Origin of the sequence: Bacteroides sp. AM54-2NS, from assembly GCF_003602935.1 — a bacterium.
Classification (GTDB): domain Bacteria; phylum Bacteroidota; class Bacteroidia; order Bacteroidales; family Bacteroidaceae; genus Bacteroides; species Bacteroides xylanisolvens.
On record NZ_QTMZ01000015.1, the window covers coordinates 73,781 to 88,590 of the forward strand.

Annotated in this window: 14 protein-coding genes and 2 pseudogenes; 15 read left to right on the forward strand and 1 reads right to left on the reverse strand. The window is 49.8% G+C overall.

The annotated features are described in order from the left end of the window. The first annotated feature begins 71 nt into the window (after nt 1–71). From DXA05_RS11445 to DXA05_RS26495, 15 genes and pseudogenes are all read left to right on the forward strand, one after another. The gene (locus DXA05_RS11445; RefSeq protein ID WP_172681970.1) at nt 72–458 is read left to right on the forward strand and encodes a hypothetical protein; all 387 of its coding nucleotides are present in this window, start codon (nt 72–74) and stop codon (nt 456–458) included. 120 nt (nt 459–578) lie between these two features. Further along, nucleotides 579–1,118: a hypothetical protein gene (locus DXA05_RS11450; RefSeq protein ID WP_007567538.1), complete on the forward strand. Its 540-nt coding sequence runs from the start codon at nt 579–581 to the stop codon at nt 1,116–1,118. A 386-nt stretch (nt 1,119–1,504) separates the two neighbouring features. After that, a pseudogene (locus DXA05_RS11460) lies at nt 1,505–4,242 on the forward strand (outer membrane beta-barrel protein). 147 nt (nt 4,243–4,389) lie between these two features. Beyond that, nucleotides 4,390–5,832 (forward strand): hypothetical protein, encoded by a 1,443-nt coding sequence (locus DXA05_RS11465; protein ID WP_007569382.1) that lies wholly within the window; start codon nt 4,390–4,392, stop codon nt 5,830–5,832. A 40-nt stretch (nt 5,833–5,872) separates the two neighbouring features. Beyond that, nucleotides 5,873–6,091, forward strand: a complete 219-nt coding sequence (locus DXA05_RS27505; RefSeq protein ID WP_284515533.1) for a hypothetical protein — start codon at nt 5,873–5,875, stop codon at nt 6,089–6,091. After that, complete coding sequence (locus DXA05_RS27510) at nt 6,088–6,363, forward strand: hypothetical protein (RefSeq protein ID WP_284515534.1); 276 nt, start codon at nt 6,088–6,090, stop codon at nt 6,361–6,363. The genes DXA05_RS27505 and DXA05_RS27510 overlap by 4 nt, the downstream gene beginning before the upstream one ends. Before the next feature lie 412 nt (nt 6,364–6,775). Then, the gene (locus DXA05_RS11480) at nt 6,776–7,408 is read left to right on the forward strand and encodes a DUF4903 family protein (RefSeq protein ID WP_044301994.1); all 633 of its coding nucleotides are present in this window, start codon (nt 6,776–6,778) and stop codon (nt 7,406–7,408) included. A 134-nt stretch (nt 7,409–7,542) separates the two neighbouring features. Next, nucleotides 7,543–8,115, forward strand: a pseudogene (locus DXA05_RS28365) (TonB-dependent receptor plug domain-containing protein); the annotation flags it as partial. Between the two features lie 845 nt (nt 8,116–8,960). After that, entirely contained in the window at nt 8,961–9,854 is an 894-nt protein-coding gene (locus DXA05_RS28370; RefSeq protein WP_347812599.1) for a TonB-dependent receptor, read from the forward strand. A 14-nt stretch (nt 9,855–9,868) separates the two neighbouring features. Beyond that, complete coding sequence (locus tag DXA05_RS11490) at nt 9,869–10,582, forward strand: HmuY family protein (RefSeq protein ID WP_008655044.1); 714 nt, start codon at nt 9,869–9,871, stop codon at nt 10,580–10,582. Between the two features lie 8 nt (nt 10,583–10,590). Continuing rightward, nucleotides 10,591–10,845 carry a hypothetical protein gene (locus tag DXA05_RS11495; RefSeq protein WP_225719307.1) on the forward strand — a complete coding sequence of 85 codons (255 nt, stop codon included), beginning with the start codon at nt 10,591–10,593 and terminating at the stop codon, nt 10,843–10,845. Next, complete coding sequence (locus DXA05_RS11500; RefSeq protein WP_007569373.1) at nt 10,832–11,761, forward strand: hypothetical protein; 930 nt, start codon at nt 10,832–10,834, stop codon at nt 11,759–11,761. The genes DXA05_RS11495 and DXA05_RS11500 overlap by 14 nt, the downstream gene beginning before the upstream one ends. 12 nt (nt 11,762–11,773) lie before the next feature. Then, nucleotides 11,774–12,667, forward strand: coding sequence for a hypothetical protein (locus DXA05_RS11505; RefSeq protein WP_044301924.1), 894 nt, complete (start codon nt 11,774–11,776; stop codon nt 12,665–12,667). 10 nt (nt 12,668–12,677) lie between these two features. Beyond that, complete coding sequence (locus tag DXA05_RS11510; protein WP_044301922.1) at nt 12,678–14,156, forward strand: PepSY domain-containing protein; 1,479 nt, start codon at nt 12,678–12,680, stop codon at nt 14,154–14,156. Beyond that, entirely contained in the window at nt 14,156–14,401 is a 246-nt protein-coding gene (locus DXA05_RS26495) for a hypothetical protein (protein ID WP_044301920.1), read from the forward strand. The genes DXA05_RS11510 and DXA05_RS26495 overlap by 1 nt, the downstream gene beginning before the upstream one ends. A 41-nt stretch (nt 14,402–14,442) precedes the next feature. Here DXA05_RS26495 and DXA05_RS27515 read toward each other — a convergent pair whose 3' ends face one another. Next, nucleotides 14,443–14,727, reverse strand: coding sequence for a hypothetical protein (locus DXA05_RS27515; protein ID WP_164932424.1), 285 nt, complete (start codon nt 14,725–14,727; stop codon nt 14,443–14,445). Between the last annotated feature and the right edge of the window lie 83 nt (nt 14,728–14,810).

Here is a 14,810-nt window from a genome sequence, read left to right on the forward strand (position 1 = left end):
TGCTTACCTTTGCAAGGCAAAATTAAGGTATGAAAGGATTCGTTGCTGTTCTATCGTTGGTGCTGCTGGCCTTGGTATGCAATTCCGGGGCGCTGCATGTTCCGGCGGCCGGTGTGGCGGCTGCGCAGGAATGTTGTGTCCGAAATACGGACAACGCCTCTTTTCAGCAATTCCATGACAGAGACTCTATCCGGCAAAAAAAGGACAGCGACATAACAGGCATAATCGGGGAAATCCCCGATGTGGCTTGCCGTGCCGGCGCATCGGTAAAGGGGATGCATCTTCGGTACATATCTGTGGAAACGGCCCATTTTCTCCGAATTTTACAGCGGTATCTCATTTGCCGCATGAACAACCTGACCTATTGTTGTACCCTCGTGCATGACTCTTCCCGTAGCCCGAACTGGGATAATGCCTGCGAGCATTATATCTTCGGGATGAGACGGATTCTGATTTAGCGGTTTGTTTTTTTATCGTTTATACTGACGGTTACACTTGGCTGAAAAGCGGGGTGTGGCTGTTCGTCGTGAGTATATCTTATTATTGAACAATCAGCAAAAATAAAATTTTCAATCCGTATGAATCAAAACATTTCTGCTGCCGAAACCCTGTTTTCCGCAGCGCATCCCGATATAAAGAAGATTACCAATATTTCGGCTCTTATTCTTTCCCTCCTTTTTTGTGCGGTGGGACTGTGCCTTCTGTTTTTCTCGTCGAAAGTGGAAGATTCCTCTTCCGCGTCAGGTCCTGTCCTGCTGGTCGGCGGAATCGCCTTTCTGGTGGCCGGAGGTATTCGCCTGATGATAAGAAAAAGGAGTCTGATATACGTTCCGACCGGCAGTTTGGTGAAAAAAGGTTCTTGTTTCTTCGATGCGGGCGACCTCTCTGTATTGGGGCGGTTGCTGGAGGAGAAGACTTTTGACGGCAAGGCAGAGGTACTGCCGAAGAAGGACGGCGGTGTGCGGATGGACTACATGGTTTCGCAGGACGGTAACTTCGCTGCCGTCCAGTTGCTGAAGTATGTTCCTTACGCTTACGAACCGGCATCTTCCGTACTCCATTATACGGGAGAAGAGGCCAGCGCTTTCGTGAATGCTTTGCGGGTCGGCCGATTCTGATTCTGGAAGGGAAACGGTAACAGTTTCCGCAATTTGGCTCGTCCGGCAGCCGGTTCTATAAAAGAACGGTTGCCGGATTTGTTTTTATTGTGGACTGGGGTTTGTTTCTTTGGAAGGCTTTCATTTGCACGACAAATGTCCGGTTCATACATGACGCCATGCTCTGGAAAAGACCCGGTTGTACGGCAGGTTTTCTTGTACTCTGTATCGTTCCGACCATTTTTTATATGTTGAAGGTTAAAGTAATGAGTTATTATATATACCGATTGTTTGGTATTGGCACGGCTGGTAAAAGCTTGTAATTTTGTACCCGTTTTTCATTTCTTTTAAAAACTATAAAAAAATAACGGGTAATTGTGCGTATATCTGTTCTCGGACTGATACTTATGTTCCTGTTTCCGATAACTCTATTTGCCCAACAGAGGGTGGATGTGACCGGAAAGACCCTTGTCGTTTCCAACAATGGAGAAGGACAAGAGGTGTTGCCCTATACCAATATCTTGGTACTCGAAGCCGGGGATTCCACCCTTGTAAAAGGGGTGATGAGTGATGCCGGCGGGAATTTCCGTCTTAGCTTCCATGCAAAGAAAGAATCGCCTTACCTGCTGAAAGTTTCTTATATAGGTATGAAGCCGGAGTTTCGTGCATTAAATACAGGCAAGACGAAAATCCATGTCGGAAACATTGTCTTGACAGAAGGTCTTGAACTGTCCGAAGTGGTGGTCACGGCTCCCATAAAGGAGGTGGAACTGGTGGGCGACACTACCGTCATCAATGCCGATGCCTACCGGATTCCCGAAGGCTCGAACTTGGAAGAGCTGGTAAAAAAGATACCGGGCTTGGAATATGACAGGCAAAACAAAACCTTGGTTTATAATGGGCTTCCCATTGCGGAAATCAATGTTAACGGGGAAGCGTTCTTTGCAGGAAACCATGCGCTGGCTTTGGAAAATCTGCCCGCCGATTTGGTAAGCAGGATAAAAGTGTATGACAAGCGTAGCGAAATGGAGAAATTCATGGGGATAAAAACAGGGGAAGAAAACTATGTGCTCGACCTGCAAACCAAGAAGGAGTTCAACGGTACACTGATGACTTCCGTAGCCGCAGGCAAGGGTAACAACAAGAAAAAAGAAGCGGAACTAATCAGCAATTTCTTCAAAACCGGCGGGGAAAACCTGTCGGTAATCGCCAAAAGCGGCAACCGCAACATGACATCCGCAAACAAAGACAACCGCCAAGACAATGTAGCGGTGAACTTCCTGAAAAAGTTCGGAAAGAAGATACACCTTAACGGGAATGTCATGTACAGCAATGCTATCAATGGGAACGAGGGGACATCTTACTACGAGCAATACCTGAAAACGGGGAACCGCTACCGCTATGCGACCAGCGACCGCCACAACACCAACCGCATGGCAAGCACCATGCTAAGCATGAAATGGAATATCGATAAGATGACCTTGCTGAACCTTTCAGGCAGCTTTAGTGCGATGAAAGGGACAAACGGGAGTGACAGCCGGCAGGCGACCTACAATGAAAATCCAGAATTGGATATCACAGCACCGTTCAATGGGGAAGAAAACGGCCAAACGGAAAACGATATCCGGGTGAATGGCATCCGCATGAACTCCCGTTCAACAAGCGCCAACCGGCAGTATTTCCTGAACGCCGACCTCACCCGACGGCTGAACGAGAAAGGCAGCAGTTTGGGGCTAACCATGCAATACTCGGAGGGAGAGGAAAGAACGAGGCGTTTTCCGTGTCCTCCACCACCTATTACCAATTGCAGGATGAGTGGGGTAACGATTCCGTCCTCTACCGTAATCAATATTATGACAGCCCAAACAGAAACCGCAAATTCAGCTTGGGACTGATACTGACACAGCCACTACACAAGAGCCTGCGGGCACAACTTTCGTATAAATTCAGACGGGAAAACCAAAACAACGACCGCAATACCTACGACCTGTCCCGCTTTTTCGACGGTACGGACGATGAACCCTTGTACACCCTGCCGGAAGGCTACGAGGCAGCCTATACCGACAGCCTGAGCAACAGAAGCCGAAGCCACACGACAGCGCATGAAGTGGCCCTCCACCTTAACTATACGGACAGAACTTGGGAAATCAACGCTGGCCTGTCCGTCGTTCCCGAACGGCAGAGTCTCGACCAGAAGACCGGGCGGATGCAAGCCGACACGCTGAGAACCTCCGTGAACTACTACCCGGCTGTTACCGTCTTGTGGCACAAAAAGAAAACACGGGTGCAACTAAGTTACGAGGGAGACACGAAACAGCCGGGACTGACCGAACTGCTGACACTGACCGACAACAGCGATCCGCTGAACATTACACGGGGAAATCCCAGCCTGCGCCCTTCGTACAACCAAAGGGTGCGCTTAGAAGCACGAGACACGAAGATAGGTTTGAACGGAGACATGACTTGGGCGAACACGGTGAACAGTGTGACACGGGCTGTGACGTACAATACCCAAACAGGCGGTATAGAAAGCTATCCCGTGAATGTGAACGGGAATTGGAACGCAAGAGCCACCGTGCGATACCAGAAGCGCATCAAACGCCGATTTTCCGTTACCGCACGTACCGGCGCTTCGTTCAGCCAGAACGTAAGCCTTATCAACGAGGGACAGCAGGAGATGCCGGAGCGCAGTACGACCCACAACACGACACTGAATGCCAACCTGCGTTTTGGCTACCAGCCCCAATGGGGAGGTTTCGACCTGACGGGTGACTGGCGTTTCCGCCACTCCACCAACCTTTTGCGCGAAACCGGCGATTACACCCGCGACTACCGCTTGGGGGTGAACGCCTACGCCGACCTGCCCGGCGGCATTCAGTTGCGGAGCGATGTCGATTATTCTTTCCGCAACGGGACGAACATCACCCCCGGCGAAGATGACCAGGTAGTGTGGAACGCCTCCCTTTCTTGGCGTTTCCTCAAACAGAAGAAGGCGGAACTGTCATTCTACTGGGCGGACATCCTTAGCCAGAAAAAGAACTTTACCCGCAGCGTCTCTTCCTCCGGATTGTCGGAGAGACACACGCAGCAGATAGGTAGTTGGTTCATGCTCTCCTTCAAGTACCGTTTTAACAAACAATTATAAAGCAGGAGCGAAGTTTATATTTTTTTAGTTAATGAGTGGTGATTTGCTTCTAATTATATACCAATTTTTAGGTATTGTGCTCTGAGTAAACTCGTTATAATTTTGCACCCCGAAATAATAATAACGAAATAATAAAATCACAGAAAGATGAAAAGAAACAATTTGCATGTCGGTTTGATGGCATTCGCAATGCTGCTGATAGGGGCATCGTGCAGCGATGACGACAACACCCTCTCATACAGCACGGGTGCCGTGCAGAATACCGAATTGAAAACCATTCTTGTTCAAAGAGGCTACACATTCAACGAGGACGGCAATCTGTTGCTTGATGATTTGGCTAACAATACGACGACGCTTGACCTCTCCGGAACGCAGATTTCCACAGACGCACTGGCAGAACTTTCCATGTTCCCTAACTTGACTGATGTGGATCTGTCGGACAATGGTTACGGCCCGGCGTTCGACTTTGCCAAATTGCCGGAACAAATCACCGGAATAGACCTGACGGGTAATGAAATCTACGACTATGATAATCTTGTGAGTGTCGTAGTGGAAGAAAACGGTGATGAAACTGTGACTAACCTGCACGAAATTACCAAACTTTACCTTCCGGAAACCGCTAAAGAGAATATCGAAGATCTCGTGCGTTTCTACCGCCAAAACAAGGAAGCCATCACCGCCGGCACCATTGATATGAAGATGACTGATGTCGACGGCAATCTGCAAACTTATACCACCCTGCGCGACGTGCCCGACGCAAACCTGCTCACTTATTTGCAGACAAATTTTGCCGATCTGTTTAACGGCGACCAAATAGACCTTAGCAAACATTTGGGACTCGACCAGAAAACAAAGGAACTGCTTGTTGCTCCTGCTGATAATGTTACCAACTTTGAGGGTATTCAGTTTCTGGTGGAGAATCCTTATTGGGAAGGTGCTAAAATCAGCCTTTATTCTGCCGGAGAAGAAAGTATAGCTTCTATGCCCAATATAAAAGTAGGGAAATTCATAACCCAAGTCATCCTGCAAAATATAGAAGTGGAAGATATCGACTTATCCAATGCTACAGATTTGCGAAGTGCTTGGGTCCAAAATAACCCGGCATTGCAGAAGTTAGATTTGAGTTATTCCACTATTTGGGGTCAAGGAGATAAAGAAACGGAAGGCAATGGTACGTATGGCAGTAGTCTGATGGTTCTGGGATGTCCTATACTGAAAGAAATCAAATTGCCCGAAAAAAATGAATTGAAAGCCTACAGAATTGATATTGAATGCTTGGACGCATTGGAAACATTTGACATGTCGAATGTCAAGATGGTAGCAGAACTCAGTATAGGTGATTTGAATAAAGACTTTAATCTGGTTTATCCGGAACTGACCATTTTCTATAGTGAAGATGGATATGCCGGTACTTATTTCGCTTGTTCAGAGAACACTTTCTATAGAGAATCAACCCAAGCATTCCTGAAAGCAAATTATACAGACATTGACCCAGACGATACGGTCAGAAGGTTAGGTTATACTTCTTCTTTATCGTATGATAAAAACAAAGGATGCCGTTGGAGGACTTTATTGAACAAACAAAAATAAAGTGTAATTATTTTTTTATTAAACTTTAATTATAAAAACGATGCGAAAATTTTTCTTAGGAGCTGCCCTTGTTGCAGCAAGTTTCGGAATGGCACAGTCTGCTGACGCTGCCACAGTGATGGATGTAGATGGTGTAAGTACCGTATTGGCAATCAGCGATTACGAAGGTACTTATAACGGTACAATGGATCAAATCAAAATGAGAGGAGAAGATTATGAGCACGTGCTGCATCTTATACTCTTGAAAATGGTATTTTGAGTTGCGATTTTCCGCAGATCGGAAGTATGCCGGGGAATATCACTATCGAGTTGGAAGTAGAAGTAGATGAAGAAACCGGTGAAATTACAGCTTTCAAAGGTGATAAAGCAGGAACTTTGACCATTTTAGGCATGGATTTAGTAACATTGAAGTTAGATTCTTTGACTGATGCCAAAGTTACAGGCAACACTATCGAGTTTACTCTGGCAGTATCCGGTAAGTTCTTAGGTGCAGATTTCCCTGCATCCGTACACTTTGTTGGAACAAAATAATTCGTCATTATTTTGTCAAGCAACGAAATTAAATTCAGAAAGAGTAAGGAGAAAGCTGTCAAACGGCTTTCTCTTAGCTCTTTTTTTGTGTGTTACTAAGAAAAAATTATCACAATATATTCACCTCACCCAATGGGGAAGACACCATTATCCTGTCAGCAAGGCTGCTATGCCGCTAAAAACACTTCCGGTATGCAACCGACGGCGAGGAAACAAAATTATCCAAACCGCCTGAACCGCTTCTGAAGCCTACATGCGGTACACATCAAAGACAGACTTTGCCATCGGAAAAAGCCTGCCTTTAATCATGTAAAAACCATGACTTTACATACCCTTTGCGGAATACACGCAGGCAAGGGTAATGAACAGGAAACAATTATGGATTACAAAACAAGTAAATTATATAAGCAAAATGAAAAAGTTATACTTTTTATTCAGCCTTCTTATGGCAACAGTAATCGGATTAAGTTCGTGTGAAAGTGACGATTCACTTACCAATGAGCCACCTGCACAGGAATATATTGATAAGGCGAAGGAAATCCTTGTAGGAGACCTCGTGCTCTCAACCCGTGCTACAATGAGCGGTGTGGACAAGACGCTGTTGGAAAGCGGTTGCCCCACCAAATTCAACTTTTCTTGGCGGGAAGACGGCACGATGGTGCTCGACCTGAGCGACTTCACCGTGGGCGCCATGCCCTTCGCCATCACCTTCCGCTGTGCAACGAAGTTTATGCAACTCAACAGTTGGGAAAAGGATGAATACCCCGGCAGCGGTTGGGTGAAGTTCGTGGGAACGGACGGAAATGTCACCACGAGCGGCGATGACGCTGCGGACAACCAGGAAGGGAGCGGCGCCCGTGTAGATGGTTTCCTGAACGTGGACACCAAGCAAGTGGAGTTCATCGTGGACTACAACATGATGAACGTGCGCACCGAAACCTTCCTGCAAGAAATCGACAAGAGCCGTATCGACCGCTTTGAAGAAGAATTTGCCCAGTACGAAAAAGACTTGGAAGAAGCCAAGAAAGAACAGGGCAAGGCTTGACCTTTCGATTGCAGGAAAGAAGGAAAGACCGTAAGACACACGGCTTTCCCTCTTTTTTGTGTAGAATAACATGTTTTGATGATAGACAGATGAAAAGAATAACAGCCATCTTATTTTGTGTCTTACTGGCATGTATGAATGCCCAGGCACAACGTAAAGTAAAGCTCAAAGTTCTGGAGAAAGGGACGGAACAGCCGGTCATCGCGGCCACTGTGGTCTATGCCGATAACGAAGCGTTGCAAAACCTGCAGGGGAGCGTCACGAATGTGGACGGGCTGGCGGAACTGAAAATCCCCTCCAAGAAAACGTATTATTACAAAATATCCTATGTCGGTTTTGTTCCGGCAACAGGAAAGATAGAAGCGACCGAAACCGAGAAGACCGTCTATCTGGAAGAGGATCATTTGGGACTGAACGAGGTAGTCGTCACCGGTTCGCGTACAGCGCGACCCATCAAGATGTCGCCCGTTACGACGCAAGTCTTGGGCGGCAAGCAGTTGGTCGAAGCCGGATACAGCAACCTGCAACAGGCATTGCAGCAGGAAACTCCCGGTCTGAATATCCAGAAGGTGGGCTTCGGAAACGAAATCTCCATGCAGGGGCTCGACGCCCGCCACGTGCTGTTCCTGATGGACGGCGAGCGCATGACGGGCGACATGGCCGGGAATCTCGACTACGAGCGTTTCAACCTGCACGCCATCGACCGTATCGAGATTGTAAAAGGAGCCAGCAGTACGCTGTACGGCTCGCGTGCCGCCGGTGCGGTAATCAACCTTATCACGAAGAAAACGACCAAACCGCTTTCCATCGACGCAGGTGTGCGCTACGGACAGATGAACGAGCGCAATTACAAGAATCCGCAACCGAAGGATTTTTTGTATATGTTCGAGAAGAATGCCGACCGCCCCAACCTGCAAGGCTGGGTATCTGCCGGATTCAAGGCGGGGAAAGTAACCTCGCAGACCGACGCATGGTACAGTTCCTCGGATGCGTTCTACATGTATCAGGCGGAGAATGACAAGAAGGTCTACACGCAAGAGGCCAATCCCTTCCTTCCGCACGACATCACCGTGGTCAACTCGTCCTCACGTCCGCCGATGGGCATCGAGGGCAAGGAGCATATCACGGTTTCCCAAAAACTGTATTACGACCCGACCGATGACCTCTCGGTCTTGGTTTACGGGAGCACCTTCTTCATGAACACGTATGACCTGATACAGGACATGACTTTCAGCCAGGCGCGTGACTGGACGGCGGGAGCCAAGCTGACCTACCACGTGAAGGACTGGTTCAGCGTTACGGGTAGCCTTCATGCCGACTTTTACGACCGCTTCAAGCGGCACGAGCGCATCGACACGCGCAACAAGGACTACGAGAGTAGCATCTGGCAGCCGCGCCTGACCATCACGAGCAACTACTTCGACGGGCACAGCCTGATCTTCGGTGTGGAACATACGTCGGACGAACTGACCTCCGACCGTTTCTCCGGCAATGCCAACCACGATCTGAAAACCCGCGCCTTGAAAGAAACGGAGTATTTCTTGCAGGACGAGTGGACCATCAACCCAAGTGGATGGTATCTGCCGGACTGCGTACCAACTTCTCGAAGGCGTTCGGTTTCATGGGGATGCCCAAGATTGCCGCCAAGTATTCGCCCAACGAACGGTGGAGCATCCGCGCCAACTATTCGATGGGATACCGTTCTCCGAGTATCAAGGAACTCTTCTTCAACTGGGACCATTTGGGCATGTTCATGATCCGCGGAAACGAGAACATGCAACCGGAAAAGAACAATTATTTCTCGCTGGGAGCCGAGTACAGCAACGACCGCCTGTTCCTGTCCGGTACGGCCTACGGCAACTATTTCCGTGATAAAATCGAGGGCGTATGGCGCATCTACGACATGCAGTACAACTTCGAGTACACCAATTTGAGCAAGCAACGCCTTCTGGGGCTGGAAGCCTTGCTGCGCTGGCACGTGCTGGACTGCCTGACGCTGAACGGGACGTACAGCTTCGTGAACGTGAGCAAGAACGAGGGCATACAGGTGAACACCACCTCTCCCCATGCCGCCACGGCCAGTCTGGACTACAAGTTCACGAAGAAGAACTACCGGTTGAACGCCGTGTTCAGCGCCTCGTACATGGGACGCAAGAAGTTCGACGTGCAGGACCGCGTGTTCGTGGAAGAGGACAACAAGAGCTATGACGCCTACTTCCGTTGCGACCTGCCGCAATACGTGCTGTGCAACCTGTCGGTGTCGCAGACCTTCTACAATAAGGTAAAACTGACGCTCGGTGTGGACAACATCTTCAACTACGTGCCGAAAACCCTCGGTTCGGGCATCACGATGTTCAACGTGCCCGCCACGCCGGGAACACGCGGATGGGTGCAGTTGGAATTTATGCTGGACGATGTGATTAACTCTTTAAGGAAAAAGAAATGATTAAATATACGACAATGAAACGTATGGGATTATTCAAAACGGTAAGCCTCCTGCTGGGCTGTCTCACGATGTTCTCCTGCGTGGACTATGACGACATACAGCCCTTTACGGGCAAGACGCTGCCCCGCAAGTCGGGCTATTCCACAGGGGTGACGAACGACTGGATATACTTCAACCTCCGCACGGGAGAGTCATTCAACACTTACACCGTGAACAAGGACATCAAGGAAGGCGAACAAATCAACCGCACGGACTGGGATCTGGCTTTCTGCGGCTATACCATGCGTACCAATTCGGGTACGAGCGGCATCGGTCAGGGCGGTGCCGCCGACTTGGGCTATGGCGGTTACGATGACTGGACGAGCGTTTCACAACTGCCTTCCGACTTGGAATGGGTCGTTGACACGGACGACGTGCGCGTCACCATGTCGCAGAACGACTGGAACCATTACCTTGTGGAAAACAATCTGGACTTCGATGCCAACCCGTGGTTCGACCCCAACAACGGTCCTGCCACGACCGAGACCAATGCCAACCCGCTGCTGTCGCAGGCCATGAGCTTCTCCGGGCCTCCCCCCACATACACCCCTTCGTTCCACACGTATGTGGTGCGTACCGCCGACGGAGAGAGGTACTTCAAGATACAGATTATCAGTTGGTACGATGCCAACGTGGAAATCGGTGATGAAGGCGGGAGAATCAGTTACTATTGCGACGAATTGAAATGACGGAAAGTATGATGGGACAATTCGTGCGCTTTATGCGCTTCTGCAACCGGCGGTGGGTGAAATGGCCGACAGTTATCGTCTTCCTGACGGCGATAACGGTCGCCCACTTCGTCATGGCAGACAAGTACGGGGACAGCCCCAATGCTCCCACTTGGGAGTTTACAATTACGCTGCACGCCGCCATGCTGGTTGCTGCGGCAATTATTATAGTATTCTACAAGAAACGTATCAAACGTAAATTAATGGAATATGGAAAAGACTAACGTAACGACCACTGAAACAACAAATGTAACACCTCCTGCCGCCAAACGGCGCTATTGGTGGAAAGCCATCGCTTCTTTCCTCATGGTATTGTTTACCATGCCTTTGGGGCACGGGCTGATGATTATCATGGAGCATCTGATGAGCGAGACCGTTCTGCACTATTCGGCCTTTGTCATGGGCGCGGTAGGTATGGCGATGGTGATTGTCGGCGTATTCGCCAAAGGAGATACGCGCCAAACACTCTGGGGATTCTTCGGCGGTCTGCTCTTCTGGACAGGCTGGGTGGAATTTCTCTTCATGTATTTTGCCAACCGTTTCGGCACGCAGCCGGAACTCGACCCTGTGACGGGTGAAATCGTAACCCGTCCCGAATATCTCATACTGCCCGCCTCGTTCGGTTTTTGGATGATGATTATGGTAATGTACCTGTTCAGTACAAAGAACGGATGCAACTTCATCAACTGGTGGCAACGGTTGCTCTTCCGTGGTAAGAAGAACGACATCGCCGCCCGCCCCATGACGCGCCACACGAGTATCGTCACATTCATGGAACTGATGATGTTGCTGTGGACTTCCTACCTGTTGCTGATGTTCTGCTACGATGATGTATTCCTGGGCGAGAATCATCCGGTGACACTGTTGGTGGGGGTCGGATGCTTTATCGGCTCGTTCTTTATCTTCGCCAAACAGTTGCGCCTTTCTGCGTGGGGGGCCAACATCCGTATGGCAATCGCTACCGTTATCGTGTTCTGGACACCGATTGAGATCCTTGGCCGTATGGATTTGTTGAGCGAGATATGGGTAGACCCTATGGGGCATAAGACGGAAATGATTATCATACTGGCAGCGTTCCTTGTACTGGCTGTTTACCTGTGGTATATGGGTGCGAAGAAAAAGAATGCCGTTTCCCAATAAAGAAAACCGGATATGGCAGCAACAAAAGAGAGAAAAAGGCACTGGCTTAAAGCGTTTGTCTCCATCGCTGTGACATTGGTTGCCATGCCGCTGACACACATCCTGGCACGTGCGCTGAAAGACGGTACGGCGGGGGTGGAACAGTTCTATGCCGGTATGGGAATGGGGCTGTTCGGTTTGCTGATGGTCATTATCGGTGTATTCATAAAAGGCGACGTCAAACAAGCGCTGTTGGGTTTGTTCGGCGGTATGTTTTACTGGATGGGCGCCATCGACTTCCTGTTTATGTACTATGCCAACCGTTTCGGCACGCAGGCGCAGCTCGACCCGGTAACGGGCGAGATTGTCAGCCGGCCGGAATACCTGATACTTCCGTCCACATTCGGGTTCTGGGCCATGACGATGATGCTGTACCTGTTCTGCACTGCCAACGGCTGCAATTTCCTGAACTGGTGGCAGCGCTTGTTCTTCGGCAAGCACAAGAAGGAAATCGCCGCACGCCCCATGACACGCCATACCAGCATTGTCGCTTTTATGGAAGTCATTACCATGCTGTGGACGTGCTACTTGGTGCTGATGTTCTGCTACGATGAGCGTTTTTTTGGCGACCATCATCCGGTGACATTGCTTGTCGGGATGCTGGGCTTCATCGGTTCGCTGTTCATGTTCGCCAAGCTGTTGCGTTATGCTTCGTGGGGCATGAGCCTGCGTTTCGGTTTCGCCACCGTAATTATCTTCTGGATCGCGGTAGAGGTCTTCGACCGGATTCACCTGCTGAACGGGCTATGGGCAAATCCACAAGGACATGTGCAGGAAATCGCGTTGATTCTGGTTTCGTTTGCAGTAACCGGGCTTTATCTCGCTTGTGACAGACGAAAGAAAACTGCGGATGTAAAACGACAATAAAAGATAAATCATGAAACGGATAACTTGGAGGAAACATCATAAATGGTTCGGGTTGCTGTTCTGCTTCTTCATGCTCATGTTCTGTTGGAGCGGTATTGTGCTGAATCATCGTGAAGCGGTGGCCGACATCAACGTCAGCCGGAAGTGGCTGCCTGCGGGTTATCGTTTCGAAGCATGGAACGGCGGGCTGCTGAGGGGAACGCTGCGCTATACGGACAAGGATTCCGTGGCTCATATACTGGCCTATGGTGCAGCCGGGGTATGGCGCACGGACACTGCCGCCTCGGCTTTTGCGGACTTCAACGAAGGACTTTCCCAAGGGGCGGACTACCGTAGCATGAAAGGCATAGTGCAAACACCCGACGGTACGCTGTATGCCGCCGGCCAGTTCGGCCTGTACCGCCACGACGGAACGGCTTGGATAGAAATCCCCCTGCCTTTGGACGAGGGAGAACGTCTTTCGGACATCACCGTCCGGGGCGACACGCTGGTAGTTGCCGGACGTTCGTACCTCTATCTCTCCACGTCTTCTCACGCCGGATTTCGGAAAATACAGGTGAAAGTTCCCGACGGTTACGAGCCGAAGGTGACGCTTTTCCGCACGGTGTGGATGTTGCATAGCGGGGAGTTGTTCGGCACGGCAGGCAAGCTGGTTGTGGATGCGGTGGCTGTTGTGCTGGTTCTCCTGTGCCTCACGGGGCTTGCCTACTGGCTGCTGCCCAAGGACATGCGCCGCCGCCACCGCCACGGGCGGCACACGGAAGGCGAAGCCCGATGGACACGCCTCTCCCTGCTGTGGCACGACAAGCTGGGACGCACCACTATCATACTGACCCTCTTGGTGGCCGTTACGGGCTGGTGTCTCCGTCCACCCGTCATGATACCGTTGGCTCTGACTAAGACACCCGCTCTGCCCGGCACATCCTTAGACAGCCCTAATCCTTGGCACGACAAGCTGCGCATGGTGCGCTATGACGATATGTGCGGTGACTGGCTGCTCTCCACTTCCGAAGGTTTTTATTCGCTGGCTTCACCGGATGCCGTTCCCGTGAAGGTGGAGGAAGCTCCCCCGGTCAGTGTCATGGGGCTGAATGTCTGGCAAAAGGATAAGCAGGGGAACTGGCTGGCCGGTTCGTTCAGCGGCCTGTTCGTTTGGGACAGACAGCAGGGCTGGGTAACGGACTACTTCACGGGAGAAGAAGCCGAAGATACAGCCGGTCCTCCTTTCGGCAAGTTTGCCGTTTCGGGTTACAGTGCGGATTTCAAGGGAAAGGAATGCGTGGTGGAATATTACGAGGGAACGGATGCACTTGCCCAGCCCGGCGAACTCTCCACACAACCCATGTCGCTTTGGAACTTCGCTTTGGAAGTACACAGCGGACGGGTGTTCATAGGCAGCGTGGCTACTTACGTGTTTGTCTTCCTCGTGGGAGGAGGATGCGTATGGTGTCTGTGGACAGGATATAGGGTGAGAAAAGGAAACAAGTAATGAAACTTGTTTTTAAGAAAGTCTCTTGGAGATTGAGCACACCCGGTTCTACACAAAATGCGATGGCATACGGCAGAACGCCCTGTTTATTTTCATGCAGGACCGGAGAGATAAAACGGCATTTGAAAGAAACGGATTGCCAGTTGAAAATTTGGGAGGCTTTGTTCAAGATTCCATTGGTTGGAATGACCGCATACGGAGACATCGCCTCTTTGCGCATAAAAAGTGAGGTTGTGCCGGTTTGAAGTGAACAACCTCACTTTTTATAATTTGGGGCAGCGATTGTTTAACATCCTCCGCAACATCCGCCTCTTCTGTGTTTCTTGTGATGACGATGATAATCGCAGCAACGACCTTCATGATCACAATCTACGCAACTTCTGCATTCTTCATTCTTGCGACAACCTCTGCATTCCGAGCAGTCCGTATCGCATTTACACTTGCGGCAGGTACAGTCCTCGCAACAACATTCTATTTTCACTGTTTCCTTTTCTTTTTTGTCCTTTTGTGCAAACAGGGTCACACAGCAGGCTGAAAAAACGAGGACACAAGTCAATACGATTTTCTTCATAAATTATAATGTTTTAATGTAATGACTAAAAATACTTGTCCCTATTATTCTTGGTTTTTCGGGAAAATTAAAATTACGTTTCC

Coding starts and splice junctions, on each gene's coding strand:
- DXA05_RS11450 (WP_007567538.1), top strand. CDS start 579: ATGAATCAAAACATTTCTGCTGCCGAAACCCTGTTTTCCGCAGCGCAT.
- DXA05_RS11465 (WP_007569382.1), top strand. CDS start 4,390: ATGAAAAGAAACAATTTGCATGTCGGTTTGATGGCATTCGCAATGCTG.
- DXA05_RS27505 (WP_284515533.1), top strand. CDS start 5,873: ATGCGAAAATTTTTCTTAGGAGCTGCCCTTGTTGCAGCAAGTTTCGGA.
- DXA05_RS11480 (WP_044301994.1), top strand. CDS start 6,776: ATGAAAAAGTTATACTTTTTATTCAGCCTTCTTATGGCAACAGTAATC.
- DXA05_RS11490 (WP_008655044.1), top strand. CDS start 9,869: ATGAAACGTATGGGATTATTCAAAACGGTAAGCCTCCTGCTGGGCTGT.
- DXA05_RS11495 (WP_225719307.1), top strand. CDS start 10,591: ATGATGGGACAATTCGTGCGCTTTATGCGCTTCTGCAACCGGCGGTGG.
- DXA05_RS11500 (WP_007569373.1), top strand. CDS start 10,832: ATGGAAAAGACTAACGTAACGACCACTGAAACAACAAATGTAACACCT.
- DXA05_RS11505 (WP_044301924.1), top strand. CDS start 11,774: ATGGCAGCAACAAAAGAGAGAAAAAGGCACTGGCTTAAAGCGTTTGTC.
- DXA05_RS11510 (WP_044301922.1), top strand. CDS start 12,678: ATGAAACGGATAACTTGGAGGAAACATCATAAATGGTTCGGGTTGCTG.
- DXA05_RS26495 (WP_044301920.1), top strand. CDS start 14,156: ATGAAACTTGTTTTTAAGAAAGTCTCTTGGAGATTGAGCACACCCGGT.
- DXA05_RS27515 (WP_164932424.1), bottom strand. CDS start 14,727: ATGAAGAAAATCGTATTGACTTGTGTCCTCGTTTTTTCAGCCTGCTGT.